The sequence below is a fragment of the Pelagerythrobacter marensis genome (genome assembly GCF_036700095.1).
GTDB classification, from domain to species: domain Bacteria; phylum Pseudomonadota; class Alphaproteobacteria; order Sphingomonadales; family Sphingomonadaceae; genus Pelagerythrobacter; species Pelagerythrobacter marensis_A.
Genome location: NZ_CP144918.1, coordinates 1,045,200 through 1,070,965 on the forward strand (window position 1 = coordinate 1,045,200; position 25,766 = coordinate 1,070,965).

Consider the following 25,766-nt stretch of genomic DNA (forward strand, 5'->3'; position numbering starts at 1 on the left):
TGGCATATTGCCGGCCCGACGAACCGACACGAGAGACGAGCGAGAGGAGGCCCATGCCGCGCGAACTGAATCTTCACCCCGATCGGCTGCTGCCGGCCGAACCGGCAGTGCGCGAAATCGCGCGCGCGCTCTACGCCTCGGTCGCCGACCTGCCGATCGTCAGCCCGCATGGCCACACCGATCCCGCCTGGTTCGCCACAAACGCTCCGTTCGGGAACGCGACAGAGCTGTTGCTGGCGCCCGATCACTACCTGTTTCGCATGCTCTATTCGCAAGGGGTCCGGCTGGAGGATCTGGGCATCGGCGGGCACGAGGCCGATCCGCGCGCGGCCTGGCGCATCCTGGCGGAAAACTATCACCTGTTCCGCGGGACCCCGTCGCGGATCTGGCTCGACTGGGTCTTTGCCGAGGCGTTCGGGATCGAGGTCCAGCTCGATGGCGAAACGGCCGATCTTTACTACGACACGATCACCGCCAAGCTCGCGACCGATGCCTTCCGCCCGCGCGCGCTGTTCGACCGCTACAATATCGAAGTGATCGCAACCACAGAAAGCCCGCTCGACACGCTCGACCATCACCGCGCCATTGCCGACAGCGACTGGGGCGGGCGGGTCATCACGGCCTATCGCCCCGATCCGGTGGTCGATCCCGATTATGAAGGGTTCGTGGAGAACCTGGCTCGTTTTTCGCAGGTGTCGGGCGAAGATTGCACGCGCTGGTCCGGCTATCTCGCCGCACATCGCAAGATGCGCGCGGTGTTCAAGGCGGCCGGGGCGACCTCGACCGATCACGGCCACCCGACGGCGACGACGGCGGACCTCCCCGCGGACGAGGCGGAGGCGCTGTTCGACCGCGTCAAGCGGGGCGGCGCGACTGCCGGCGATGCGGAACTGTTCCGCGCGCAGATGCTGACCGAGATGGCGGCGATGAGCCTGGATGACGGGCTCGTGATGCAGATCCACCCCGGCAGTTTCCGCAACCACAATCGCACGCTGTTCGAACGCTTCGGGCGCGACAAGGGCGCGGATATCCCGACTCGCACCGACTATGTCCATGCGCTCAAGCCCCTGCTCGACCGCTTCGGGGCCGAGCGCGACCTTTCGATCATCCTCTTCACGCTCGACGAAAGCGCCTATGCGCGCGAACTGGCGCCGCTGGCCGGGCACTATCCGTGCCTCCGGCTTGGCCCCGCCTGGTGGTTCCACGACAGCCCCGAGGGGATGCGGCGTTTCCGCCAGATGACCACCGAAACCGCCGGGTTCTATAACACCGTCGGTTTCAACGACGATACGCGCGCCTTCCTTTCGATTCCCGCGCGCCACGACGTCGCTCGCCGGATCGATTGCGGGTTCCTGGCGCAACTGGTCGCGGAACACCGGATCGAGGATTGGGAGGCCGCCGAACTGGCGCGCGAATTGGCCTACGGCCTTGCCAAGCGGGCCTATCGCCTGTGAGGCTCTCTCGCGAGACGCTGGATGCTCTGCCGCCCGACGTGGCGCGATGCGGCTACGACCGGCAGGCGCAGGGCATCGGCATCGTTCATTTCGGCATCGGGGCGTTCCATCGCGCGCATCAGGCCTGGTACACGGACCGCGCGATGGAAGCCGGCGAGCGCGACTGGGCGATCTGCGGGTTGAGCCTTCGTTCGCCGACCGTCGCCGAACAACTCGTGCCGCAGGACGGGCTCTATACCCTGACCGAGCGGGCAGGCAGCGAAGCGCGCACCCGCGTGATCGGCGCAGTGCGCGAGGTGCTGTTTGCGCAGCAGGATGCCGAGGCCGCGATCGGGCGTATCGCAGCACCCGAATGCCGGATCGTCAGCTTCACGGTGACCGAGAAGGGCTATTGCCGCGCCGAGGGCGGCGGGCTGGACTTCGCGCGCGCGCAGACGAGCTTCTACCCGTTGCTGGGGGAAGCGCTGTCGCGTCGTGCCGCGGAGGAGCTGCCAGGCGTCACCCTGCTGTCCTGCGACAATCTGGCCGGAAACGGCGCGGTCCTGCACGGCCTGATGCGTCAGTGGCTGACAGCGCAGGTCCCGGAAGCGGTCGCATGGTTCGATGCGCACTGCTCTGCACCGTCCACAATGGTCGACCGCATCGTGCCGCGAACGACCGACGAGGACCTTCAGGCCCTGAACGAACGTCTGGGCCTCGACGATCGGGGCGCCGTGTTCACCGAGCGGTTCAGCCAATGGGTGATCGAGGACGATTTTGCCGCCGGCCGGCCCCGGTGGGAAGATCTGGGCGTGCAGATGGTCGCCGATGTCGCCCCTTACGAAGCCGCCAAGCTGCGGATGCTCAACGGCGCGCATTCGCTGCTCGCCTATTGCGGGCTGCGGGCAGGGCACACTTTCGTGCACGAGGCGGCCGCCGATTCCGGGCTGCGGCGCCTGGCGCGCGAGCTGATGATTGCGGAGGCCATGCCCAGCCTTGCCGCCGCCCCCGGGCAGGACCTCGAGGCCTATGCGCAGGATCTGCTGGCGCGTTTCGCCGACCCTGCGCTGCGCCACCGGCTCGATCAGATTGCGATGGACGGCACGCAGAAAATCCCGCAGCGCTGGCTCGATACGGTCGACTGGCATCACGCCCGCGGCCATGCGCCTGCCGCGATCCGGGAAGCCTTCGATGCCTGGTGCTGGCACCTGGCCGACGGGCGCTGGGTCGACGACCCCGCCGGCGAGAAGCTGGTTGTGGCGCTCGCCGATGGCGGGAAGGGCGGCCTGCTCGACGTATGCTTCGGCGGCGGGGACGCCGCCCCGCTGTGGCCCGACCACGCCCACCTCCGCCCGGTGTTCGAGGCGGGCTGACGGCAGGAGGGACCTCGGCGGCTCTAACCTTCCGTCAGACGCGCTTCGGTCCGGCCGCCGGGGGCAGGGGACAGCGTGAGCGCAGCGCCGAAGGGCGCATCCGCTTCGAACAGCGCGCGTGTGGGCGGATGTTCGAGGTCGGCATTGGCCGCGATCCGCTCGCCCGCCGCGTTGCGGCCGAGGACGATGGCGACCGGCCCGGAGCGGCTTTCGACGATCGTGTAGGTTTCCACCGTCAGTTCGGTCTGCGGACCTGCCGCCTTGCGCACCGCGGCGGGTTGCCGCGGCAGTGCGATCGTCCGGTCCGCATCGGACCAGTCGGCAGGCTCCATCGAATAGATCCCGGCCGAATACTTGCTCATGAACCCGCCGTTCGCGCCGACCAGGGCGTAGCTGCCCGGCATTGCGCGCACGCGCGCCACCGCCTCGGCGATGGCATGGGTGGAATAGTTGTTTCCCGGCCCGCCGAAAAAAGGGAGCCCGCCGGTCAGCGTCAGACCGCGTGGGTCGGTGGCCGACAGCCCGAAACGGTCGGCCAGGTTGAATACCGGGATCGCGAAACAGGAATAGAGATCGAGATGGCGCACCTCGTCCAGGGTGCGCCCCGCCCGCGCCAGCGCCGCCTCCACGGCTGCGACCGAGGCGGGGCTGCGCGACAGGTCGGCGCGCTCCATCGGCGAGGGTTCGGCCTTGGCGGCAATGGCATGGATATGGACCCACCGGTTTTCCGGAACGCCCAGTTCGCGAGCCTTGCGCGCCGAGGCGACGATTACCGCCGCGCCCTGGTTCACCTGATCGCGCGCCACGGTCATGCGTGGATAGGGTTCCGCGACGATACGGTTGCGCGCGGTCACCGCCGCAAGGTCGTGTGCGGTGCGGGCTACGGGCGCCGCGGCATGGGGGTTGGCAGCGGCAACGCGGGTGAAGGGCGCGAACAGTTCGCCGATCGCTTGGCGATAACTGTCGGACGAAAGGCCGAGACGTGCGCGGCGGGCATTTTCGAACAGGGCGTAGTGCGCGATCGCGCTGGCTGCCCCGTGGCGAAGCAGCTCGGCATCGAACAGGTCGTCCAGGCCATAGCCGCGATCTTCCAGGTCGCCGCCCACCTCTTCCGACCAGTCGCGCGTTTCGCCGGCTTCGCGCAGCGCGCGCAGGGTCGAGATCGCTTCGGCCCCTGCGATCGCCGCGACTTCGCTGCGACCGAGAGCGATCTCGGTCGCGAGTTCGCCGATCAGGTTCTGGCCGGTCTGGCCCCCGGTGGTCTCCAGGATCGCGCGGCGCGGATCGGCGCCGATGCGGCGGGCGATGGCGCGCGGGGGATTGTCCGCCCGGCCGAACGGCGCCTCGGCATCGGGCCGCGACATTTCGAACTGGCGAATGGCGCCCAGCGTATCGATCGCGCCGGCAAGCCCGGGCCCTGCGCCGGCATCCGCAATCGCGGCGGCGAGGGCATCGCCTGCCAAATCCATCGGCGAGCGCGCCCGATAGCCGGGCTCGTCGGTTCGTTCGGAGACCTGGCCGACGCCGATGACGACAGGTGTATTTCCGCTAGTTTCGTCCATGCCCGTCGATCTCTCCCGTTTCGTCCATGTCTTTCGCGGCCGGTCCCGTTCACTCCCTTTCCGTCGCGGGCGGGAAGGAGGCGGGGAGCGGGCCATTGCCAGCTTCCGGGATCGACCCTAGTGCAAGTCGGGTGATCGACAAGTCCGCCTTCCGCAACGCCCTAGGCAGTTTTGTGACGGGGGTGACGATCGTCACCGCGCGCGACCGCGACGGAAAGCCGGTGGGACTGACGGCCAACAGCTTCAATTCCGTCTCGCTCGATCCGCCGATGGTGCTGTGGAGCCTGTCGCTCGGCAGCGCCAGCCTGCCGGCCTTTCGCGACGCGAAAGCCTGGGCGGTTCACGTGCTCGCGTGCGACCAGCAGGCGATGTCGGATCGCTTTGCCCGGCGCGGGGTGGACAAGTTTGCCGGACTGAGCCCTGCGGACGGACCGGAGGGCGCACCGCTGATCGAAGGCTATGCCGCGCGTTTCGGTTGCCGTGCACGGTTCGAATACGAGGGCGGCGACCATGCGATCTTCCTCGGCGAAGTTGTCGATTTCGATCGTAGCGAGGCCGACCCGCTGATCTATCACGGCGGACGCTACGGGCGGGTGATGCCGGCGGAAGCGGACGAGCCGGAGGCGCAGGATCACGCGCAGCTGGCCGCGCTCGGCCTCGCCCGCGCGGATGCCGACGGCTGGCGCCTGACGGAACAGGGAAGGGCGCAGCTCGCGCTGTTGCGGCGGATCGCCGACAAGGGCTGAGGCCGGACGAAGTTCTCCGACTCGCTTGCACATATAAGAATATCTTTATATGCGTTTCTGGCTATGCGTATCGAAACCATCATGCGGGCGCTTGCCGACCCGACGAGGCTGCGGATCATGCGGCTGCTTTCGGCCATGGAACTGGCCGTGGGCGAGCTGGCGCAAGTCCTGGGGCAGAGCCAGCCGCGCGTTTCGCGCCATGTCGGTATCCTGTGCGATGCCGGCCTGGCCGAGCGGCAGCGCGAAGGGAGCTGGGTTTTCCTGCGCGCCAGCGTGGGCAAGGAGCGCGGGAGCCCGGTGGGCGAAGCGGTCTCGCGGCTGCTGGCCACGGCGGAGCGCGAGGATGCCGATTTCGCCGCCGCCTGTGCCGAGGATCGGCGCCAACTGGCCGCGATCCGCGCCGCGCGCGAAAGCAGTGCGGAAGCCTATTTCGCACGCCACGCCGAGGTGTGGGACGAATTGCGGCAGCTTCACAGCCCCGACGAGCAGGTCGAGGCGAAACTGATCGAGGCGCTGGGCGAGGCGCCGCTGGGCCGGCTGCTCGATATCGGCACCGGCACAGGGCGGATGGCCGAACTGTTTGCCGAACGCGCCGAAGGCGTGGTTGCCCTCGACAAGAGCCTCGACATGCTGCGCTTCGCCCGGGCGAAATTGCAGAACCTGCCGTCCGACGCGGTGGAACTGGTCCAGGGCGATTTCACCGCCCTGCCGTTTTCCGCCCAGGGGTTCGATACCGTTCTGCTGCACCAGGTGCTCCATTTCGCGCAGGACCCGGCTGCGCCGCTGGCTGAGGCGGCGCGTGTCACTCGTCCTGGTGGCCGTATCGCGATCGTCGACTTTGCCGCCCACGACCGCGAGGAACTGCGCGATCGGCATGCGCATGTGCGTCTCGGCTTCACCGATGCCGCGATTACCTCGCTGCTGACCGAAGCCGGCTTCGCTCCCGCGCCGCCGATCGCGCTCGAAGGCGGGGAACTCGTGGTCAAGATCTGGATCGGGCAGCGTCTCGGCATGCCGGTCGGAACGCGGCGGAAGGCGAGCCAATGAGCCCGACGTTCGACCAGATGCAGGAAGCGCGTACCGCGCTCGACGCGCCGCTTTTTTCCGGGCTGGCGGGCGATATCGACGTGTCGTTCGAGTTCTTCCCGCCCAAGACCGAGAAGATGGCGCAGACCCTGTGGGAAAGCGTGCAGACGCTCGCGCCGCTGGGGCCGCGCTTCGTCTCCGTCACTTACGGCGCCGGCGGTTCGACGCGCGAGCGCACCCATGAACAGGTGGTGCGGATCAATCGCGAGGCGCGCATTCCGGCCGCCGCGCATCTGACCTGCGTCGAGGCGACGCGCGAGGAAATCGACGAGATCGCGCGCCACTATTGGGAAAGCGGGATCCGCCATGTCGTCGCCTTGCGCGGCGATCCGCCCGACGGCCAGTCGCACTATTCGCCGCACCCGGGCGGCTATGCCAACGCGGCCGAGCTAACCGCAGGGTTGAAGGCTGTCGCGCCGTTCGAGATTTCGGTCGCCGCCTATCCCGAGGTGCACCCCGATGCGCGCGATGCAGCGGCCGATCTCGACAACCTGAAGCGCAAGTTCGATGCCGGGGCAACCCGCGCGATCACCCAGTTCTTCTTCGAGCCCGAATGCTTCTTCCGTTTTCGTGACAAGGCGGTGGCGGCGGGGATCGACGGGGAAATCGTGCCCGGCGTGATGCCGGTGATGAGCTTCGCCAGCGTGCAGCGTATGGCCGGCCTGTGCGGTACGGCGATCCCGGCCTGGATGGCCGGCCTGTTCGAAGGGCTGGACGAGAAGCCCGCTGCGCGCCAGCTCGTATCCGCCACCATTGCCGCCGAGCTGTGCCGGCGGCTCTATGCCGGCGGAGTCCGGCAGTTCCACTTCTATACCCTCAACCGCGCCGAGCTGAGCTACGCCATCTGCCACATGCTCGGGCGCCGGCCGCAGGGAGACGATCGATGAGCGCGCGCGAACGCCTGTTCGCCGAAGCGGCGAAACGCATTCTCGTGTTCGATGGCGCTTTCGGCACGCAGATCCAGGCGCGCGGGCTCGGCGAGAGCGACTATGCCGGCGATCTGGGCCTGGATGCGGACCAGAAGGGCAACAACGATATTCTCGCGCTCACCCGCCCGGACGTGATTGCCGACATCACGCGCGCCTATCTGGAAGCCGGTTCCGACGTGGTTTCCACCAATACGTTTTCCGCCAACCGGATCAGCCAGGCCGACTACGCCGCCGAATCGCAAGTGCACGACATCAACGTCGCTTCCGCCAGGATCGCGCGCGAACTGGCCGACACTTTCCAGCAGGCGGACGGGCGGCCCCGTTTCGTCGCGGGCGCCATCGGCCCGACCAACAAGACGCTCTCGCTCAGCCCCGATGTCGAGGATCCGGGCTTTCGCGAAATCGACTTCGATTTCCTGACGGAGGTCTATCGCGAGCAGGCCGCCGCGCTGATCGAGGGCGGGGCGGACTTCATCCTGATCGAAACGATTTTCGACACGCTCAATGCCAAGGCCGGGATCATGGCCGTCCGCCGGCTCGAAAGCGAGCTGGGGCGCGAGGTGCCGATCATGCTGTCGATGACGCTGACCGACCTTTCGGGCCGCAACCTTTCGGGTCACACGGTGGAGGCCTTCTGGTACGCTGTGCGCCATGCCAACCCGGTGACCATCGGCCTCAATTGCAGCTTCGGCGCGGAGCAGTTGCGGCCGCACGTCCAGTTGCTCTCCGGCATCGCCGACACGTTGTTGATGGCCTATCCCAATGCCGGCCTGCCCAACGAACTGGGCGAATACGACGAAGCGCCCGAGACGACCGCCGCGCTGGTCAAGGCCTGGGCGGAGAACGGGCGCGCCAATATCCTCGGCGGCTGCTGCGGCTCGACGCCCGAACATATCGCGGCGATTGCCGCTGCCGTGGACGGCATTGCCCCGCGCAAGATCCCGGCGCGGGACACGAAGATGCGGCTCGCCGGGCTCGAACCGTTCTCGATCGCGGCATAGGCGCCATGGACGATTGCATCATCCGCGAGGCCGGACCGGCCGATGTAGAGGCGCTTGCGCTGATCGGCGCCGCGACCTTCCTCGAAACCTTTGCCGGCGTGCTCGATGGCGGCGCGCTGCTCGAACACTGCCGCAGGCAGCACTCGGCGGCGGTCTATCGCGCCTATCTGGACCGGGGCGCGCATGCCTGGCTGGCCGAACTCGGCGGCGCGCCGGTCGGCTATGCCCTGCTCGCAGAGCCGGAGCTGGACGCGGCGCGCGCGGGCGACGTGGAGCTGAAGCGGATATACCTGCTGTCGCGTTTCCACGGCAGCGGCATCGCGCGCGACCTGTTCGATGCGGCCCTGGCGGCGGCGGAGGGGCACGACCGCATCCTGCTGGGCGTGAAGGCCGACAATTCCCGTGCGATCGCGTTCTACACCGGTCGCGGGTTCGAACAGATCGCGACCCGGAAGTTCGACGTGGGCGGCACGCTCTACGATGATGCCGTCATGGCGCTTCGACTGGAGGACCGCAGGCGATGACCGGTTCCGGCTCTTCCCGTTTCGTCAATATCGGCGAGCGCACCAATGTCACCGGCTCGGCCCGCTTCAAGAAGCTGGTGATGGACGGCGACTACGCGGCGGCGGTGGAAGTCGCGCGACAACAGGTCGAGAACGGCGCCCAGGTCATCGACGTCAACATGGACGAAGGCCTGCTCGACGCGGTCGAGGCGATGACCACGTTCCTCAAGCTGATCGCCGCCGAACCCGACATCGCGCGCGTGCCGGTGATGATCGACAGTTCCAAGTGGGAGGTGATCGAAGCCGGGCTGAAATGCGTTTCGGGCAAGCCGATCGTCAACTCGATCAGCATGAAGGAGGGCGAGGCGCAGTTTCTGGAGCACGCCAGGCTGTGCATGGACTATGGCGCGGCGGTGGTCGTCATGGCCTTCGACGAGGAGGGGCAGGCCGATACCAGGGACCGCAAGGTCGAAATCTGCATCCGTGCGTACAAGTTGCTGACCGGGATCGGCTTCCCGCCGGAAGACATTATTTTCGACCCCAACATTTTTGCCGTCGCCACTGGGATCGAGGAGCACGACCGCTATGCCCTCGATTTTCTGGAGGCGACGCGCGAGATCAAGGCGGCCTGCCCGCATGTCCATATCAGCGGGGGCCTGTCGAACCTGAGCTTCAGTTTCCGCGGCAACGAGACCGTTCGCCGCGCGATGCATTCGGTGTTCCTCTATCACGCGATTCCCGCCGGGATGGACATGGCGATCGTCAACGCGGGGCAGCTCGACGTTTACGACGCGATCGATCCGCAGCTGCGCGAGGCGTGCGAGGACGTGATCCTGATGCGCCGCCCGGATGCGACCGAGCGGCTGATCGACCTCGCCGAAAGCTACAAGGGCAAGGATGCCAAGGCCGAAAAGGCGGCGCAGGAATGGCGCGGCTGGCCGGTCGAGCGGCGGCTGGAGCACGCCCTGGTCAAGGGCATCGATGCCCATGTGGTCGAAGACACCGAAGAGGCGCGGCAGGCGGTGGCCGCGCGGGACGGCCGCCCGATCGAGGTGATCGAGGGCCCGCTGATGGACGGGATGAACGTCGTCGGCGACCTGTTCGGCAGCGGCAAGATGTTCCTGCCCCAGGTGGTCAAGTCCGCCCGCGTGATGAAGAAGGCGGTCGCCCACCTGATCCCCTATATCGAAGCGGAGAAGGAGGAAGGCGCACGAGCCAAGGGCACGATCGTCATGGCGACCGTGAAGGGCGACGTGCACGATATCGGCAAAAACATCGTCGGCGTCGTGCTGCAATGCAACGGATACGAGGTGATCGATCTCGGCGTGATGGTGCCTTGGTCGAAGATCCTCGAGAGTGCCAACGACAACCAGGCCGATATGATCGGGCTTTCGGGCCTGATCACGCCCTCGCTCGACGAGATGGTGACCGTGGCCGAGGAGATGCAGGCCGCGGGCATGACCATGCCCCTGCTGATCGGCGGCGCGACCACGAGCAAGGTCCACACCGCGCTCAGAATCGATCCGGCTTACGACGGGCCGGTGATCCACGTGCTCGACGCCAGCCGCGCGGTCGGGGTGGCCAGCCGTCTGCTGTCCGATACCCAGTGCGATGCCTTCGTCGCGGATATCGCCGGCGAATACGAGAAAGTGCGCGCCGCGCGCGAGGGCAAGAACAAGAGCGTGCTGCTCAGCTTGGAAGAAGCGCGGGCGAACTTCTACGACGCCTACCTCAGCGACAAGCCCGCGCCGCCGAATGCGCCGGGCCTGCACGTCTTCGACGACTGGTCGTTGGAGGACTTGCGCGAATATATCGACTGGACGCCGTTCTTCCGCGCCTGGGAATTGCACGGCACCTGGCCGTCGATCCTCGACGACGATGTCGTGGGCGAAACGGCGCGCAGCCTGAAGGACGATGCCGACGCTCTGCTTTCCCGGATCGTCGAGGAAAAGTGGCTGACCGCCAGAGGCGTTGCCGGGCTCTGGCCCTGCGCGCGCGATGGCGACGACGTGACCGTCCATCTCGACGACCGCGAAGAGCGGGTCGTGTTGCCGTTCCTGCGCCAGCAGGTGAAGAAGTCGCGCGATCGGGCCAATATGTGCCTGGCCGATTTCATCGATCCGGCGGGCGACTGGATCGGCGGTTTTGCGGTCGGCATCCACGGGATCGATCCCTATTCCGCACGATTCCGCGAGGCGAAGGACGATTATTCGGACATCCTGCTCAAGGCGCTTGCCGACCGCCTGGCCGAGGCGTTTGCCGAGCGGCTTCACAAACATGTCCGCATGGAGCTGTGGGGCTATGCGCCGGACGAGCAACTCACCAACGAGGCGCTGATCAAGGAGCAGTATCGCGGCATTCGCCCTGCGCCGGGCTATCCCGCGTGCCCCGATCACAGCCTCAAGCCGATCCTGTTCGGCCTGCTCGACGCCGAAAGGAACGCGGGGCTGGAATTGACCGAAAGCTTCGCCATGTGGCCCACGGCCGCGGTGAGCGGGTTCTATTTCGGGCATCCCGAAGCGGAATACTTCGGCGTCGCGCGGATCGGGCGCGACCAGCTGGAGGACTATGCCGCCCGCCGGGGGGTCGATCTGTCCACCGCGGAACGCTGGCTGCGGCCCAATCTCGATTGACCGCGGCGCCGGGATCGCGCAGGGAACGATCCGTCGATCGGGGAAGCGATTCCCCGGGAACGTCGCGCGGGAGAGATCGCGGGTCCTTGCGGCTCGCGGCGCCGAAGGAGCAACCGCCCCGGAAACTCTCAGGCACCCGGACCGCGCGCCGGATGACACTCTGGAAAGCGTCCCGTGCAAGCGGGGCCACCGAAGGTGTAAGCCGGCATCGCCGGCCAGGCTCTCAGGTTTCCCGACAGAGGGGGCAGGTGGAAGGGCGCTTCGCAGCGAGGCGTCGCCATGCCGGTCGGGACGATAGATGAGCGAAACCGAAGACAACGCCGAACCCGCAAAGCTGCCGCTCGATGCCTGGCATCGCGACCAGGGCGCGCGCATGGTGCCCTTCGCGGGATATGAAATGCCGATCCAGTATGAAGGGATCGTGGCCGAACACGAATGGACCCGCACCCATGCCGGGCTGTTCGACGTCAGCCACATGGGGCAGCTCCTGGTCAGCGGCGCGGACGCGGCGGCCGCGCTGGAGGCCTTGCTGCCGGGCGACATTTCCGCCCTGAAGCCCGGCCGCCTGCGCTATTCGCTGCTGCTCGACGACAACGGCGGCATTCTGGACGACCTGATGGTGACGAACGTCACCGCCGAAGGCGGCGTGCCGACCTATTACCTGGTGGTCAACGGCGCGACCAAGTGGGACGACATTGCCCATTTGCGCGAAAATCTGCCCGACGAAATCACCCTGACCCATCTTGCGGACCGGGCGCTGCTCGCGGTGCAGGGGCCGGAGGCGGCGACCGCGCTGCGCCGCGTGTTCCGCGATGCCATGGGCGACCTCAGGTTCATGCAGGGCACCAGATTCGATTTCGGCGAGATCGAGATCGGCATCAGCCGTTCGGGCTATACCGGAGAGGACGGATTCGAGCTGTCGGTGCCGGCCGAGCATGCCGAAACGATCGCCGGGCGCCTCTGCGCGGAAATCGAGATCAAGCCCATCGGCCTCGGCGCGCGCGATTCGCTGCGTCTGGAAGCGGGGCTGCCGCTCTATGGCCACGATCTTTCGTCCGAAACCGATCCGGTGAGCGCCGACCTGGGCTTCGCGATCAGCAAGCGTCGCCGCAGCGAAGGCGGTTTTCCCGGTGCCGAACGTATCCTGAGCCTGCTTGCTAGCGGGACCGGGACGAAGCGCGTGGGCCTGGCGCTCGAAGGCCGGCTCCCGGCGCGCGAAGGCGCGCCGATCTTCAATGGCGAGACCGAAGTCGGCAAAGTCACCAGCGGCGGTTTCGCGCCCACGCTGGGGCATCCGATCGCGATGGGATATGTCGCCAGCGACTGTGCGAACGAGGGCACCGCTCTCGAAATCGAAGTCCGGGGCAAGCGTCTGCCGGCAACGGTCACGGCCATGCCGTTCGTGCCCCATAACTATTACCGCGGAGACAAGTGATGGCCCGATACTATACCGACGAGCATGAATGGATCGATGTCGAGGGCGACACCGCCACGGTCGGAATTACCGATTACGCGCAAGGCCAGCTCGGCGACATCGTGTTCGTCGAACTGCCGGCGGTCGGCACATCGGTCGAGAAAGGCAAGGACGCGGCCGTGGTCGAAAGCGTCAAGGCGGCAAGCGACGTCTACGCGCCGATCGACGGCGAGGTGACCGAGACCAACGATGCGCTCGACGACGATCCGGCACTGGTCAATTCCAGCCCCGAGGACGGTGGCTGGTTCTTCAAGCTGACCATCGCCGACACGTCGCAGCTCGAAGGGCTGATGGACGAGGCGGCCTACCAGAGCTTCGTCGAAGGGCTGTGACAGCGATCCGAGGGCCCGGCGATGGTCGGGACCTCGGGCAACCGGCGCTCCGCCAATGGCACGAGGCCCCCGCCTTCGCGGGGGCGCAGGATAGAACACTATGCGCTACCTTCCCCTGACCGATACCGATCGCGAAGCAATGCTCGCAAAAGTGGGTGCCTCGTCGATCGACGACCTCTTTGCCGATGTGCCGGAGGAAGCGCGCCTTTCCGGCCCGATCGAGGGATTGCCGCTCCACGCCAGCGAGATGGCGGTCGAACGGCACATGCGGCGCCTGTCGAAGAAGAACCTCGCGGCGGCGGACGCGCCGTTCTTCCTCGGCGCAGGGGCCTATCGCCATCACGTTCCGGCCACCGTCGATCATATCATCCAGCGCGGCGAGTTTCTGACCGCCTACACGCCCTATCAGCCGGAAATCGCGCAGGGCACGCTGCAGATGCTGTTCGAGTTCCAGACGCAGGTCGCACGCCTTTATGGCTGCGCGGTCGCCAATGCCTCGATGTACGATGGCTCCACCGCCTGCTGGGAAGCGGTCGCGATGGCGGCGCGCGTGACCCGGCGCAAGCGCGTGGTTCTCTCGGGCGCGCTGCACCCGCACTATGCCGAAGTCGTGCGGACGATGGCCAAGTTCACCGACGACGAGATCGCCGATGCGCTCCCCTCGCTGCAGGGCACGCCCGACAACGACGGGCTGATCGCGCGGATCGACGACGAGACCTCGTGCGTCGTCGTGCAGTATCCCGACATCCTCGGCCGCATTCCCGATCTCGCCGCGATCGCCGACGCCGCGCATGCCAGGGGCGCGCTGCTGATCGCGGTCAATACCGAGCCGGTGGCGCTCGGCGCGATCCGGTCGCCGGGCGAGCTGGGCGCGGATATCGTTGTGGGCGAAGGGCAGGCGATCGGCGTCGGCCTGCAGTTCGGCGGTCCGTACCTCGGTCTGTTCGCGGTGCGCGATGCCAAACATGTGCGTCAGATGCCGGGGCGGCTGTGCGGCGAAACCGTCGATGCTGAGGGCAAGCGAGGCTTCGTGCTGACGCTTTCCACCCGCGAACAGCATATCCGGCGGGAGAAAGCGACCAGCAATATCTGCACCAACAGCGGGTTGTGCGCCCTCGCCTTTTCGGTCCACATGACTCTGCTGGGCGAGAAAGGGTTGCGGCAACTCGCCGCCTGGAACCATTCGCTTGCGTGCAAAGCTGCCGACCGGTTGACGCAGATCCCCGGCGTGCGTCTGTTGAACGACAATTTCTTCAACGAATTCACGGTCACGCTGGGCACCGACGCGCGCCGGGTCGTGCGCAAGCTGGCGGACGACGGGGTCCTCGCCGGGGTCTCGCTCGGCCGGCTTTTCCCGCAGGCCGAGGCGCTGAAGGATGGCCTGCTGGTCGCCGTCACCGAGACCACTACGGAGGAGGACATCGAAACGCTGGCCTCCGCCCTGCAGGAGGCGCTGGCATGAAAGCTCCGAACAAGTCCGGCTGGAAGCCCGAAATGAACGCCGCCGAAGACGGTATGCACGAAGGTCCCGCCACGGCCACCGGCAACCGCGCGCTGATGCTGGAAGAGCCGCTGATTTTCGAGATCGGCCATGCGCAGACCAGCGGCGTCGACTTGCCCGCAATCGACCGGAGCGGCCCCGACCGCCTTGGCGGCATGGCTCGCACCGAGCCGATCGGCTTGCCGGGATTGTCGGAGCCGGAGACGATCCGCCACTACACCCGCCTCAGCCGGCAGAACTATGCCATCGATCTCGGGCTCTTCCCGCTCGGCAGCTGCACGATGAAGCACAATCCGCGGCTGAACGAGAAAGTCGCGCGCATGCCCGGCTTCGCCGACGTGCATCCGCTGCAGCCGGTATCGACCGTGCGCGGCGCGCTGGAGGTGATCAATGAGCTTGCCTTCTGGCTGATCGAGCTGACCGGGATGCACGGCGTGGCGATGAGCCCCAAGGCGGGGGCGCATGGCGAGCTGTGCGGCATTCTGTGCATTCGCGCCGCGCTGGAGGCACGGGGCGATGCGCGCGAGGTGATCCTCGTGCCCGAAAGCGCGCATGGCACCAATCCGGCCACGGCGGCCTTCGCCGGCTACCGGGTGGAAAACATCCCCGCCAATGCCGACGGCCGGGTCGATCTCGAGGCGCTGAAAGCCCGCCTCGGGCCGGATGTGGCTGCGGTGATGATCACCAATCCCAACACCTGCGGCCTGTTCGAACGCGACATGAAGGCGATTTCCGACGCGGTCCATGCCGCGGGGGGCTTCGTCTATTGCGACGGGGCGAACTTCAACGCCATCGTGGGCAAAGTGCGGCCCGGCGATCTCGGCGTCGATGCCATGCACATCAACCTGCACAAGACCTTCTCGACCCCGCACGGGGGCGGCGGGCCGGGCTCCGGGCCGGTGGTCCTGTCCGAAGCCCTGTCGCCCTATGGCCCGCTGCCGTTCACCGCGCGCACGGCCGATGGCGTGGTGCATCTGGTGGAGGAGGAGAACGCCGCCGCGTTCGAGCACACGCAGGCCTTCGGCCGCATGACGGCTTTCCATGGCCAGATGGGCATGTTCACTCGTGCGCTGGCTTACATTCTCAGCCATGGCGCGGATGGGCTGAAGCAGGTGGCGGAAGACGCCGTGCTCAACGCCAACTATATCCTGCGCAGCCTGGACGATCTGCTGGAGGCCCCCTTCGGCCACAGCGGCCCCTGCATGCACGAGGCGCTGTTCGGCGACAAAGGCTTCGGCGAAGGGCTTTCGACGCTCGATCTTGCCAAATCGCTGATCGACGAGGGGTATCATCCGATGACGATGTACTTCCCGCTGGTCGTCCACGGCGCGATGTTGATCGAGCCGACGGAGACCGAGAGCAAGGCGGGCCTCGACCAGTTCATCGCCGCGCTTCGCAGCGTGGCCGAGCGGGCGAAATCGGGCGACGCGCGCATGAAGCGGGCGCCCTATTATGCGCCTCGCCGGCGGCTCGACGAAACGCAGGCCGCGCGCAAGCCGGTGCTTGCGTGGCAGGAACCGGACAGCGCCCGATAGAGGCGCGGGGCGCGGGCCGGTGCCGCTTCAGCCTGGCTGAAAACGGCTCTAGCCGATTCCGTCGTGCTTGCGTTCGACGGTGATCTTGATCTGCTGGAGCGAGATGATCGCGACCCAGAATCCGATCACCGCCAATGCGCTGGAGCCGAGCACGGCAAAGGCCGCGCCTTTCAACCCGTTCCAGCCCATCGCCGTTTCTAGCAGCAGCAGCGCCAGGACCGTCGGCACTGCCCGGACCAGGAAGGCCGTGCCTGCGCGCCCGGCCGAAACCAGCAGCGATTCCAGGCTCGCCCCGACCAGTTCGATCGCGCCGGCGATCGCCAGGATCACCATGGCCCAGTAGACCACGCCGAATTCCGGCCCCGCGATCGCCTCCAGCCCCCAGCGGCCGAAGATCAGCGCGATCAGCACCGCCAGCGCGCCGCCGACCAGCGCGATATTCGCCATGCGGCGCGCCATATCGTGCGCCTCGTCCTGCGCATGGACCAGTTCGGGATAGATCGCCTTCGATACCGTCTGCGCCAGCTGCACCAGCGCCTGGCCCAGTTGCGACGCCACGCGGAAACCGCCGGCGAAGGCTTCGCCGCCGATGGCGCCGACGAGCAGGATCATCGCCTGCTTGCCGCCGACCGTCAGGCTGCCCGACATATTGGTCGACCATACGAAACGCCAGGCGCCCGGATGTTCGCGCGGAAGCCGCCAGAGGCTGATCTGCGAAAAGTCGATCTTCTCGCGCCATGCGGCGGCGGCCCACAGCGCCACCGCCACCGCGACTTCGGCAGCGGCCCAGGCGAGGATGAAGCCGAGCACGGTGGGCATGAACAGGGCCGCCAGGATCGCGCCTGCGGCCCGGACGACCGGCTGCACCGCCTCGGCCGCCGTGGCGCGCCCGAACTGGAAGCGCAGGCGCAGGAGGCCGGTGGGCGTCGAGCGCATGGCCAGCAGGGAAACGATGCAATATCCGAACGCCACCCACAACAGGTCGTCCGCCAGCGGCAGCCAGTGCTGCGCGCTCCAGACCAGTGCGGCCGCGATCACGGTTCCGATCAGAACGCTGAGAAAATCGAGTGCAATCGCGAACCCGGTCGCTTCGCCCGGCCCCTGCGGCTCGCTGCCCCAGCGAACCACGAACTGCCAGGTCTGGAAGTTGGCGAGACCGGTCACGGTCTGGCCGAGCGCGATGATCAGCGCGAAATAGCCGAACGCCTCGATCCCCAGCGTGCGCGTCGCCAACGCGAGGTAGACGAGGCTGAGCACGGCATTGACCGCGCGGCCGCTGAGCAGCCAGCCGATATTTCGCAACAGCCGCCGCATTGCACCCTACGGCGGCGTCAACCCGCCGCCGCCCGCTTGGCAAGCAGGCGCTCGGTGACTTCGAACGTGCGCTCGTTGTCGACATCCACCGCGTATTCGCCGCGCGACAGCACGATCGGCACCAGCTTGAAACCGAACCGGCGCGAAACCTGGGCGAACAGCTTCTCCTTCGAACCCCAGCCGAGATAGAACCGCACGAGGTTGAGCAGGCCGAACGCCTTGGCGATCCGGCGCGGGTATTTCACGAACTGCCCGCCGCTGCGCATGATTTCGGCCGCGGAAAGCGCCTCCGCACCGCCGATCCAGTAGGTGTTGCAGTTCGAATAGCTGCCATCGGCGAATTCGTAGAACCGTTTCTGCCCCTCGGGATCGGCGGCGTTCACGTCTTCCTTGCGCGCGAGGGCCGCAGCGGCGCCGGCCTCTTCCGCCAGGGCCTTTTCGATGAATTCGCCATATCCTTCGGCAGTGACGAGGCAGTTGTCGGCCGTGGTTATCAGCAGTGGGAAGCGCGCGCCTTCCGCGCCGGAGAACACGCTGTCGACGAGGTTGAAGGCACCGGGCCGGAACGCCAGCCGCCCCTCGCCCGCCAGCTTCGCCACCAGCGGAATGGCGGCGATCTCGTCCGGCTCGTGCGCGACGATGCGGATCTCGCCCACTTGCGGGCAAGCGGCGACCGCCTCGACGACATGTTCGATCATCGGCTTGCCGCCCACGGGGACGACGCATTTCTGCGCCACGCCCGCGCGCGCCGCGAGCGGATCGCGCACGCCCGAACGCTTCCCGGCCATGATGAGTGCAGTGACGGTCACGCCCGCTCCCTAGACCCATGGGCCGGATTGGCAACCCTTGCCAGCGCCGTGCCCGCCCGGCAGGGGCGGGGAATGCGCGTGATCCTCAGCCGGAAAGGTTTCGACAGCGCGGCAGGCGGCGGGGCGTCGCCGATCGTCGACGGCCGGCCCGTCAGCCTGCCGATCCCCGCCGGGGGAGCGTCTCGCACGACCTACGGTGCGCTCGGACTGGGCGAACATGTCCAGCGCGCCAGCCGCGGCCGCCACGGTCCGAACGATCGGTGCCACCACGACCCGATGTTCCTGGCGGACGGCACCTGCCTGTTCGGCCAGTGCGGCGCGGCGCAGACCCACCTCGCCAATCGCGGGGTCGGCGTGGGCGACGTGTTCCTGTTCTTCGGCCTGTTCCGCGACGAAGGGGTGGGGGAGCCGCATCATCGAATCTTCGGATACCTCGAAGTGACCGAACCGATAGCGCTCGCCGACTGTGCGCCCGCGCAGCGCGAGGCGCTGCTGCGCCATGCCCATCCCCATGCCATCGCCATGAGCGCGGCCAACGACACGATCTATCGCGGACCGGGCCGCACCGCCGCCACTACTTGCGAAGCGCTGCGTCTGACGGTTCCGGGCGGGCCGCCCAGCCTGTGGCGCCGGCCGGCCTGGCTGCGACGCGGGGGCTTGTCGTACCACGACCGTCCCGATCGCTGGCTGCCGGGCGGGCGCCTGCGGGCGGTGTCGCGCGGGCAGGAATTCGTCGCCGATATCGGCCGCCGCAAGGCCCCGCGCGAATGGCTCGAAGCGGTGATCGCGGCGATCAGAGCGACTTGATGATGGCCGAAAAGTCGAGTGCCCCGTGCTCGGCCGCGAAGGCTTCGTAGAGGTCTTTCGCGTGCCGCCCCAGCGGGGTGCTGGCGCCGGACGTTTCGGCAGCCTCCATCGCGAGCTTCAGGTCCTTGAGCATCAGCGCGCTCGCGAACCCGCCCTTGTAGCCGTTGTCCGACGGGCTTTGCGGGCCGACGCCGGGGACGGGGCAATAGCTGGTCATCGACCACGACTGGCCGGTCGCTTTCGAGGATATGTCGTAAAAGACCTGCGGATCGAGCCCGAGCTTCTCGGCCAGCCTGAACCCCTCGCACGTCGCGATCATCGTCGCGGCGAGGATCAGGTTGTTGCACAGCTTGGCAGCCTCGCCCGCGCCCGCGTCGCCGGCGTGGATCACCGCCTTGCCCATTGCCGCCAGAATCGGCTCGGCGCGCGCGAAGGCTTCGCCCGTGCCGCCGACCATGAAGGTCAGCGTGCCGCCGTTCGCCGCCGCGATCCCGCCCGAGACCGGCGCGTCGACCATCAGGTAGCCCTTGGCGGTCGCGGCTTCGGACAGCGCGCGGGTGGTGGCGACATCGATCGTCGAGCAGTCGAGCACGATCGCGCCTGCGGGCGCATGACCGAACACTTCGTTTTCCAGCACGGCCTTCACGATTTCGCCGTTGGGCAGCATCGTGACGACGGCCTCGACGCCCTGCACGGCCTCTTTCGCGTCGTCGAACACCGCGCAGCCATTGCCTTGCGCCGCGGCGCGCGCCTCGTCGCTGAGATCGAACGCGCGCACCTCGTGCCCCGCTTTAACCAGGTTCGCAGCCATCCCGCCGCCCATATTGCCGAGGCCGATGAAGGCGATTTTCATGTGTCTTTCTCCGTTCAAGCCCTCTCCCCTTCAGGGGAGAGGGGGGAGCCGCGCAACGTTCCCCTCTCCAACTTCGGCTAGCGAGCAAGCTCGCAAGCCTTCGTATCCTCTCCCCTGAAGGGGAGAGGGCTATGGCGTCACCGCCCCTTCCACTGCCCGTCGCGCTTTTCGATGAAGGCCGCCATGCCTTCCTTCTTGTCCTCGCTCGCGGCGAGGATCTGGAAGATGCGGCGTTCGATCACCAGGCCCTGGTCGAGCGCGGTTTCGAAAGCGGCATTGACCATTTCCTTGTTCGCGATCGCGGCCATCGGCGGCATTGAGGCGATCTCGGCCGCGGTCTTCAGCGCTTCGTCGAGCAGCCGGTCATGCGGCACCACGCGGGCAACGAGATTGCTGCGTTCGGCTTCCTCGGCGTCCATCATCCGGCCGGTCAGGCACATTTCCATCGCCTTGGCCTTGCCCACGGCGCGGGTCAGGCGCTGGCTGCCGCCCATGCCGGGGGCAACGCCGAGCTTGATTTCGGGCTGGCCGAACTTTGCCTTGTCGCTGGCGATAATGAAGTCGGCCATCATCGCCAATTCGCACCCGCCACCCAGCGCAAAGCCGTTCACCGCGGCAATCCAGGGCTTGCGCGTTTTCTTGACGATCTCGTGGGTCCAGGGGGCGAAGAAATCTTCCAGATAGAAGTCGGCGGCTTCCTTCTCGCTCATTTCCTTGATGTCGGCGCCGGCGGCGAAGGCCTTGTCGCCCGATCCGGTCAAAACCGCGCAGAGCTGGCTGCTGTCGGCCTGATAGGCGGCAAAGGCTTCGATCAATTCCTCAAGGACCTTGGAATTGAGCGCATTGAGCGCCTTCGGCCGGTTGAGCGTGATCAGCGTGACGGCGTCGCGCTGTTCGACGGTGATGGTTTCGTGGTCGGCCATTCGACTCTCCAAATTCGTCACCCTGAACGTGTTTCAGGGTCTATGCTTCAATCGGCACCGTTCGTGCACCGCGCACGTTGGATGCTGAACCAAGTCCAGCATGACGGTGCAAGGTTCAGGTCAGCGGCGTCCACTCCTCGCCTTCGGGCAGCGGGGCGAAAATCTTGTCGAGCAGGTCCTCGCTCACGCCTTCGGGCGTGGCCGGGTCCCATTGCGGGTCGTTGGTCTTGTCGACGATCACCGCGCGCACGCCCTCGGCGAAATCGGGGCGGGTGAGAACGCGGCTGGCGATGCGATATTCCATCCGCATGTTGTCGGCAAAGCTGTCGAGCTTTTCGCTCTCCGCCAGCTGGCGCAGCGCGACCTTGCAGGTCTGCGGGCTCTTGGTGCGCAATGTGGCCAGTTCCTTCGCCGCCCATTCGCCGTCATCGGCAGCGAGGCTGGCGAGGATGTCCTCCAATCGGTCCGAAGCAAAGTGCTTCTCGATGAGCGCGGCATTCTTTTCGATCCGTGCGGCTGGCGGGGTGACCGAAAGCTCGGACAGGATACCACCGATCCGGCCCGGATGCTCGATGATCCGCGCTTTGGCTTCGGCCAGCTTGTCGGACGGGAGATAGTGCGTCGCGATGCCCGCCCAGAGGCATTCCGCCCCGTCGAGCCGCGCACCGGTGAGGGCGAGGAACCGGCCGAGCCGCCCATGAAGGCGCGAAAGATGCCAGCCGCCGCCGACGTCGGGGAACAGGCCGATCCCGCTTTCGGGCATGGCGAAGCGCGTGTTCTCGGTCGCGACGCGGAACTTGCACGGCAGGGCAATGCCCACGCCGCCGCCCATGGTGATGCCGTCCATGAACGCCACGATCGGCTTGCCATATTCGAATATCTGGTGGTTGAGCCGGTATTCGTCGTGGAAGAAGGCGCGCCCGCTCTCCCCCCCATCGTTGAGCGCCGAATGGCGGAGCAGTGTGATGTCGCCGCCCGCGCAGAAACCGCGCCCTTCGGCATGGTCGAGAATGACGGCTTCGATCGCGTCGTCCCCGGCCCAGTCGGTCAGCGCCGCGCTCATCGCATGGCACATGTCCAGCGTTAGCGCATGCAGCGCCTTGGGGCGATTGAGCGAGAGATGGCCCGTATTGCCATGGCTGTGAATATTCACTTCGTCGGTCAAGACTGTCTCCGTTCGGTTCGGGCGAAGCCGATATCCGTTCGCGCCGTGTGCCCCGGCTTTGCCCGGCGCGAACGGAATGGGCTGCCTACTGGCGCAAGAGGTCGCGGCCCACGATCATGCGCATGACCTGGTTGGTGCCTTCGAGAATCGAGTGGACGCGCAGATCGCGCCAGAACCGCTCGATCGGATATTCCTTGAGATAGCCGTATCCGCCGAAGAGCTGCAGCGCGTTGTTGACCACGTTGCTGCCGCTGTCGGTCGCAAGCCGTTTCGCCATGGCGGAAAACTTGCTCTTGTCCGGCGCATTGTCGGTGACCTTGACTGCCGCGAGATAGAGCAGCGCTCGCGCCGCTTCCAGCTCGGTCGCCATGTCGGCCAGCATGAACTGCGTGTTCTGGAAATCGGCGATCGGCTGGCCGAACTGCTGGCGATCCTTGGTATAGGCGACCGCTTCGTCGAGGCAGCGTTGCGCGCCGCCCAGCGAGCAGGCGCCGATGTTCAGGCGGCCGCCGTCGAGCCCCATCATGGCGAAGCGGAACCCTTCGCCTTCGTCGCCGACGCGGTTCGCCACAGGGACGCGCGCATCCTCGAAAATGACCTGCGCGGTGGGGCTGGCGTTCCAGCCGAGCTTCCGTTCGGGCTTTCCGAAACTCACCCCCGGCGTATCCTTCTCGACCACCAGGCAGGTCACGCCTTTCGTCTTGTGCTCGCCGGTGCGGACCATGACGACGTAGACATCGTTGAAACCGCCGCCGGATATGAACTGCTTGGTGCCGTTGAGCACATAGTCGTCGCCGTCGCGGCGCGCGGTGGTCTTGAGGGCGGCGGCGTCGGACCCCGAACCCGGCTCGGTCAAGGCATAGCTGGCGATCTTTTCCATGGTCACCAGTTGCGGCAGGAATTTTGCCTTGACCTCGGCGCTGCCGAAGCTGTCGATCATCCACGCCGCCATATTGTGGATCGAGACATAGGCGCTTGTCGCGGGGCAGCCGTAGGCCATCGCTTCCATGATCAGGGCCGCTTCCAGCCGGCCGAGCGCAATCCCGCCGCTTTCTTCCGAGACGTAGATCGCGCCGAAGCCCAGTTCGCCGGTCTTCTGGATCACGTCGCGCGGGAAGTGGTGCTTCTCGTCCCATTCGGCGGCGAAAGGGGTGATGTTGTCGGCGGTGAACCGCCGCGCCATTTCCTGAATGGCGAGCTGGTCGTCGGTCAGCTGGAATTGTCCGGTCATTGGCAAGCTCTGGTTCCGCGGCGCCTCTGCGGCGGGCACGGGGGGAGGGGAAAGGCGGTGCGGCAGGCAGGGCCCGGCCGGATAGCCGACCGGGCCGCTGCAAGGCCTGTGCCGCGTGCGGTCACCCGCAAGTGACGTCGGTGATGGTCATCGCCTCGTCGTACATCACATTGACCCGGCCCTGGCGGAAATCCATCGTGAAGGCGGCGCCGGGCGGGCCCCAGCGGAGCTGACGCGCGCCAGTGTCCTGCAGGATCCGCGTGCCGATCTGCCCGGTCGCCTTCTGGCCGACATAGGCGCTGGCCGCGTCGGCGTCGCAGGTGCCGGGTCCGCTGCCCGGGCCTCCGGGACCGTCGGCCGTGGTCGCGCATGCGGCGAGCATCGCGGCAGGGGCAAGAGCGGCAAGGGGTTTCAGGCTGGTCATCATGCGTCTCCTTCGGCCGGACATGCGATATAGCGCAGGGGTTCGGGCATGGCATCTTCGCCATATTCGGTGCGGATCAGCGCCTCGCCGCCGTCTGCGGCTTCGAGCGCCATGTCGCGCGTCCATTCCATGCCTTCGCCGGTGAAGGCGAAAGTTGCGCGGATCGAATCGCCGTCCCTCTCGGCGACATCGCCCAGCGTGGCGCGCGATTCGTAGAAGGTCACGGCTTCGCCGTTCACCTCGGTCAGGCCCTTGGCATCGCCGCGGGTGGAGGTGCAATCGGCGGCCACGAGCCCCCAGCGGCCGTGCAGCGCGGTCGGTATGCCCCCCGCGGCATCGGCGCCGGGCGGGGTTGCGCCATCGCCGATCCCGCCATCGGGTTCGACCGGCATCGCGTCTTCGGTGCCGTCGGGGGTGGGGGTGTCGGCATTGTCGTCCGGGGCCCCGCACGCTGCGAGCGCCAGGGCCGGCAGGGCCGCAAGGAATGAAATCGGTCGCATCGGGTTCTCCTGTCTACGTCATCCACGTCAACTCGCGAACCGAGTATCCGTTCACCCCATTGTCGGGATGACGAAGGCGTTGCTACCGTCGCCCGCGCCGTCGGGCCAGCGCTGGGTGACGGTCTTGACCTTGGTCCAGAACCTGAGGCCCTCGGTCCCGTACTGATTTGTATCGCCAAAGGCGCTGCGCTTCCAGCCGCCGAAGCTGTGATAGCTGACCGGGACCGGGATCGGCACGTTGATCCCGACCATGCCGACGTTCACGCGGGCGGCGAACTCGCGCGCCGCATGGCCGTTGCGGGTGAAGATCGCCACGCCGTTGCCGTACTGGTGGTCGCTCGGCAGGCGCACCGCCTCCTCGAAATCCGCCGCGCGCACGATCTGCAGGACAGGGCCGAAGATCTCCTCCCGATAGGATTCCATCTTGGGCGTCACCCGGTCGAGCAGGGTCGGGCCGACGAAGAAGCCGTTCTCATGGCCCTGCAGGCTGAACCCGCGCCCGTCGATCACGACTTCGGCGCCTTCCGCTTCGGCAGTGTCGATCCACCGTTCGATCCGCGCCTTGTGCTCGGGCGTGACCACCGGGCCATAGTGGGCGTCGGGATCGTTCGACACGCCGACCCGCAGGCCCTCTATCGCAGGGATCAGCTTTTCGCGCAGGCGCTCGGCCGTATCCTCGCCCACCGGCACCACCACCGGCAGCGCCATGCACCGTTCGCCCGCAGAGCCGAAGGCGGCGCCGGCCAGGTCGTTCACCACCTGGTCGAGATCGGCGTCGGGCATGACGATGCCGTGGTTCTTCGCCCCGCCCATCGCCTGCACGCGCTTGCCGTTCTCGACCCCGCGCTTGTAGACGTAATGCGCGATATCGCTGCTGCCGACGAAGCTGACGCCTGCGATATCGGGGTGGTCGAGGATCGCATCGACCATTTCCTTGTCGCCGTGGACGACCTGCAGCAGCCCTTCGGGCGCGCCTGCTTCCAGGAACAGTTCGGCAAGCCGCACGGGTACGCTGGGATCGCGCTCGCTCGGCTTGAGGATGAAGGCGTTGCCCGCCGCGATCGCCATGCCGAACATCCACATCGGGATCATCGCGGGGAAGTTGAACGGCGTGATGCCCGCCCCGATGCCCAGCGGCTGACGCATCGAATAGACATCGATCCCCGGCCCGGCGCCGAGCGTGTATTCGCCTTTCAGCACTTGCGGGATGCCGCAGGCATATTCGATCACTTCCAGCCCGCGCTGAACGTCGCCCTTGGCATCGTCGACCACTTTGCCGTGCTCGCTCGACAGCAGTTCGGCCAGATCCTGCATATTGGCCTCGATCAGTTCCTTGAACCGGAACATGACACGGGCCCGCCTCTGCGGGTTGGTCTTGGCCCAGGCGGGCTGGACCTCCTTCGCCGCCGCAACCGCCCGCTCGAGCAGCGCCGCATCGCCCAGCGAAACCTCAGCCTGCACTTCCCCCGTCGAGGGATTCCACACCCGGTGCGTGCGCCCCGCGCCCCCGCCGGCGCCCCCAACGACAAAATGATCCACATGGCGCATGGCATCTCTCCTCTTGGCTCTCGCTAGCGCGCGATCTGGCGCGGATCGTGCCGATTGCAAGCGTGCAGACAACCTTCAATCCTG

The 25,766-nt window shown here is 67.0% G+C and carries 23 protein-coding genes and 1 riboswitch; of the genes, 13 read left to right on the forward strand and 10 right to left on the reverse strand.

Annotated features, from left to right (window positions below; translation table 11 throughout):
* The first annotated feature begins 53 nt into the window (after window positions 1–53).
* Together uxaC and V5F89_RS04825 are read left to right on the forward strand one after the other, a co-directional pair.
* Complete coding sequence (uxaC, locus tag V5F89_RS04820) at window positions 54–1,454, forward strand: glucuronate isomerase (protein WP_338447114.1); 1,401 nt, start codon at window positions 54–56, stop codon at window positions 1,452–1,454.
* Window positions 1,451–2,806 (forward strand): mannitol dehydrogenase family protein, encoded by a 1,356-nt coding sequence (locus V5F89_RS04825; RefSeq protein ID WP_338447115.1) that lies wholly within the window; start codon window positions 1,451–1,453, stop codon window positions 2,804–2,806. The genes uxaC and V5F89_RS04825 overlap by 4 nt, the downstream gene beginning before the upstream one ends.
* Window positions 2,807–2,829: 23 nt before the next feature.
* Here V5F89_RS04825 and V5F89_RS04830 read toward each other — a convergent pair whose 3' ends face one another.
* Complete coding sequence (locus V5F89_RS04830; protein WP_338447116.1) at window positions 2,830–4,368, reverse strand: acetyl-CoA acetyltransferase; 1,539 nt, start codon at window positions 4,366–4,368, stop codon at window positions 2,830–2,832.
* Window positions 4,369–4,499: 131 nt separating this feature from the next.
* Between V5F89_RS04830 and V5F89_RS04835 the strand changes: the two genes are divergently transcribed.
* The 10 genes from V5F89_RS04835 (at window position 4,500) to gcvPB (ending at window position 16,108) form a co-directional block, all read left to right on the forward strand.
* On the forward strand, window positions 4,500–5,114 hold the full coding sequence (locus V5F89_RS04835; protein ID WP_338447117.1) for a flavin reductase family protein: 615 nt from the start codon (window positions 4,500–4,502) through the stop codon (window positions 5,112–5,114).
* A gap of 63 nt (window positions 5,115–5,177) precedes the next feature.
* Window positions 5,178–6,161 (forward strand): metalloregulator ArsR/SmtB family transcription factor, encoded by a 984-nt coding sequence (locus V5F89_RS04840; protein ID WP_338447118.1) that lies wholly within the window; start codon window positions 5,178–5,180, stop codon window positions 6,159–6,161.
* A complete protein-coding gene (metF, locus tag V5F89_RS04845) occupies window positions 6,158–7,087 on the forward strand; it encodes a methylenetetrahydrofolate reductase (RefSeq protein WP_338447119.1) in 930 nt (309 codons plus the stop codon). Before V5F89_RS04840 ends, metF begins: the two co-directional genes overlap by 4 nt.
* Window positions 7,084–8,130, forward strand: coding sequence for a homocysteine S-methyltransferase family protein (locus V5F89_RS04850; protein ID WP_338447120.1), 1,047 nt, complete (start codon window positions 7,084–7,086; stop codon window positions 8,128–8,130). Before metF ends, V5F89_RS04850 begins: the two co-directional genes overlap by 4 nt.
* A gap of 5 nt (window positions 8,131–8,135) precedes the next feature.
* A complete protein-coding gene (locus tag V5F89_RS04855; RefSeq protein WP_338447121.1) occupies window positions 8,136–8,654 on the forward strand; it encodes a GNAT family N-acetyltransferase in 519 nt (172 codons plus the stop codon).
* The gene (gene metH, locus V5F89_RS04860) at window positions 8,651–11,266 is read left to right on the forward strand and encodes a methionine synthase (RefSeq protein ID WP_338447122.1); all 2,616 of its coding nucleotides are present in this window, start codon (window positions 8,651–8,653) and stop codon (window positions 11,264–11,266) included. Before V5F89_RS04855 ends, metH begins: the two co-directional genes overlap by 4 nt.
* 57 nt (window positions 11,267–11,323) lie before the next feature.
* Window positions 11,324–11,420, forward strand: a riboswitch (glycine riboswitch).
* 144 nt (window positions 11,421–11,564) lie between these two features.
* Window positions 11,565–12,701, forward strand: coding sequence for a glycine cleavage system aminomethyltransferase GcvT (gcvT, locus tag V5F89_RS04865; RefSeq protein ID WP_338447123.1), 1,137 nt, complete (start codon window positions 11,565–11,567; stop codon window positions 12,699–12,701).
* Complete coding sequence (gene gcvH, locus V5F89_RS04870; protein ID WP_338447124.1) at window positions 12,701–13,072, forward strand: glycine cleavage system protein GcvH; 372 nt, start codon at window positions 12,701–12,703, stop codon at window positions 13,070–13,072. Before gcvT ends, gcvH begins: the two co-directional genes overlap by 1 nt.
* 100 nt (window positions 13,073–13,172) lie before the next feature.
* On the forward strand, window positions 13,173–14,534 hold the full coding sequence (gcvPA, locus tag V5F89_RS04875) for an aminomethyl-transferring glycine dehydrogenase subunit GcvPA (protein WP_338447125.1): 1,362 nt from the start codon (window positions 13,173–13,175) through the stop codon (window positions 14,532–14,534).
* Window positions 14,531–16,108, forward strand: a complete 1,578-nt coding sequence (gene gcvPB / locus V5F89_RS04880; protein ID WP_338447126.1) for an aminomethyl-transferring glycine dehydrogenase subunit GcvPB — start codon at window positions 14,531–14,533, stop codon at window positions 16,106–16,108. Before gcvPA ends, gcvPB begins: the two co-directional genes overlap by 4 nt.
* A 48-nt stretch (window positions 16,109–16,156) precedes the next feature.
* Here gcvPB and V5F89_RS04885 read toward each other — a convergent pair whose 3' ends face one another.
* Complete coding sequence (locus V5F89_RS04885; protein ID WP_338447127.1) at window positions 16,157–17,410, reverse strand: lipopolysaccharide biosynthesis protein; 1,254 nt, start codon at window positions 17,408–17,410, stop codon at window positions 16,157–16,159.
* Between the two features lie 29 nt (window positions 17,411–17,439).
* Window positions 17,440–18,231, reverse strand: coding sequence for an NTP transferase domain-containing protein (gene mobA / locus V5F89_RS04890; RefSeq protein ID WP_338447128.1), 792 nt, complete (start codon window positions 18,229–18,231; stop codon window positions 17,440–17,442).
* 72 nt (window positions 18,232–18,303) lie between these two features.
* Here mobA and V5F89_RS04895 point away from each other — a divergent pair, with 72 nt between their 5' ends.
* Window positions 18,304–19,038, forward strand: coding sequence for a hypothetical protein (locus V5F89_RS04895; protein WP_338447129.1), 735 nt, complete (start codon window positions 18,304–18,306; stop codon window positions 19,036–19,038).
* Here the strand turns inward: V5F89_RS04895 and mmsB are convergent.
* From mmsB to V5F89_RS04930, 7 genes are all read right to left on the reverse strand, one after another.
* On the reverse strand, window positions 19,025–19,891 hold the full coding sequence (mmsB, locus tag V5F89_RS04900) for a 3-hydroxyisobutyrate dehydrogenase (RefSeq protein ID WP_338447130.1): 867 nt from the start codon (window positions 19,889–19,891) through the stop codon (window positions 19,025–19,027). The two genes, V5F89_RS04895 and mmsB, sit on opposite strands and share 14 nt — an antisense overlap.
* A 137-nt stretch (window positions 19,892–20,028) precedes the next feature.
* The gene (locus V5F89_RS04905) at window positions 20,029–20,814 is read right to left on the reverse strand and encodes an enoyl-CoA hydratase-related protein (RefSeq protein WP_338447131.1); all 786 of its coding nucleotides are present in this window, start codon (window positions 20,812–20,814) and stop codon (window positions 20,029–20,031) included.
* 115 nt (window positions 20,815–20,929) lie between these two features.
* Window positions 20,930–21,979 (reverse strand): enoyl-CoA hydratase/isomerase family protein, encoded by a 1,050-nt coding sequence (locus tag V5F89_RS04910; protein ID WP_338447132.1) that lies wholly within the window; start codon window positions 21,977–21,979, stop codon window positions 20,930–20,932.
* Between the two features lie 85 nt (window positions 21,980–22,064).
* Entirely contained in the window at window positions 22,065–23,210 is a 1,146-nt protein-coding gene (locus V5F89_RS04915) for an acyl-CoA dehydrogenase family protein (RefSeq protein WP_338447133.1), read from the reverse strand.
* Window positions 23,211–23,331: 121 nt separating this feature from the next.
* The gene (locus V5F89_RS04920; RefSeq protein WP_338447134.1) at window positions 23,332–23,637 is read right to left on the reverse strand and encodes an I78 family peptidase inhibitor; all 306 of its coding nucleotides are present in this window, start codon (window positions 23,635–23,637) and stop codon (window positions 23,332–23,334) included.
* Window positions 23,634–24,134: a hypothetical protein gene (locus V5F89_RS04925; protein ID WP_338447135.1), complete on the reverse strand. Its 501-nt coding sequence runs from the start codon at window positions 24,132–24,134 to the stop codon at window positions 23,634–23,636. The genes V5F89_RS04920 and V5F89_RS04925 overlap by 4 nt, the downstream gene beginning before the upstream one ends.
* Window positions 24,135–24,185: 51 nt before the next feature.
* On the reverse strand, window positions 24,186–25,682 hold the full coding sequence (locus tag V5F89_RS04930; RefSeq protein ID WP_338447136.1) for a CoA-acylating methylmalonate-semialdehyde dehydrogenase: 1,497 nt from the start codon (window positions 25,680–25,682) through the stop codon (window positions 24,186–24,188).
* Between the last annotated feature and the right edge of the window lie 84 nt (window positions 25,683–25,766).

What these genes read in the sequence shown, in the direction of transcription:
- V5F89_RS04915 (WP_338447133.1), bottom strand. Translation starts at nt 23,210, where the DNA reads ATGACCGGACAATTCCAGCTGACCGACGACCAGCTCGCCATTCAGGAA.
- V5F89_RS04920 (WP_338447134.1), bottom strand. Translation starts at nt 23,637, where the DNA reads ATGATGACCAGCCTGAAACCCCTTGCCGCTCTTGCCCCTGCCGCGATG.
- V5F89_RS04840 (WP_338447118.1), top strand. Translation starts at nt 5,178, where the DNA reads ATGCGTATCGAAACCATCATGCGGGCGCTTGCCGACCCGACGAGGCTG.
- V5F89_RS04850 (WP_338447120.1), top strand. Translation starts at nt 7,084, where the DNA reads ATGAGCGCGCGCGAACGCCTGTTCGCCGAAGCGGCGAAACGCATTCTC.
- uxaC (WP_338447114.1), top strand. Translation starts at nt 54, where the DNA reads ATGCCGCGCGAACTGAATCTTCACCCCGATCGGCTGCTGCCGGCCGAA.
- V5F89_RS04930 (WP_338447136.1), bottom strand. Translation starts at nt 25,682, where the DNA reads ATGCGCCATGTGGATCATTTTGTCGTTGGGGGCGCCGGCGGGGGCGCG.
- mmsB (WP_338447130.1), bottom strand. Translation starts at nt 19,891, where the DNA reads ATGAAAATCGCCTTCATCGGCCTCGGCAATATGGGCGGCGGGATGGCT.
- metF (WP_338447119.1), top strand. Translation starts at nt 6,158, where the DNA reads ATGAGCCCGACGTTCGACCAGATGCAGGAAGCGCGTACCGCGCTCGAC.
- V5F89_RS04905 (WP_338447131.1), bottom strand. Translation starts at nt 20,814, where the DNA reads ATGGCCGACCACGAAACCATCACCGTCGAACAGCGCGACGCCGTCACG.
- gcvH (WP_338447124.1), top strand. Translation starts at nt 12,701, where the DNA reads ATGGCCCGATACTATACCGACGAGCATGAATGGATCGATGTCGAGGGC.
- gcvPB (WP_338447126.1), top strand. Translation starts at nt 14,531, where the DNA reads ATGAAAGCTCCGAACAAGTCCGGCTGGAAGCCCGAAATGAACGCCGCC.
- V5F89_RS04925 (WP_338447135.1), bottom strand. Translation starts at nt 24,134, where the DNA reads ATGCGACCGATTTCATTCCTTGCGGCCCTGCCGGCCCTGGCGCTCGCA.
- V5F89_RS04855 (WP_338447121.1), top strand. Translation starts at nt 8,136, where the DNA reads ATGGACGATTGCATCATCCGCGAGGCCGGACCGGCCGATGTAGAGGCG.
- V5F89_RS04830 (WP_338447116.1), bottom strand. Translation starts at nt 4,368, where the DNA reads ATGGACGAAACTAGCGGAAATACACCTGTCGTCATCGGCGTCGGCCAG.
- gcvPA (WP_338447125.1), top strand. Translation starts at nt 13,173, where the DNA reads ATGCGCTACCTTCCCCTGACCGATACCGATCGCGAAGCAATGCTCGCA.
- metH (WP_338447122.1), top strand. Translation starts at nt 8,651, where the DNA reads ATGACCGGTTCCGGCTCTTCCCGTTTCGTCAATATCGGCGAGCGCACC.
- V5F89_RS04895 (WP_338447129.1), top strand. Translation starts at nt 18,304, where the DNA reads ATGCGCGTGATCCTCAGCCGGAAAGGTTTCGACAGCGCGGCAGGCGGC.
- gcvT (WP_338447123.1), top strand. Translation starts at nt 11,565, where the DNA reads ATGAGCGAAACCGAAGACAACGCCGAACCCGCAAAGCTGCCGCTCGAT.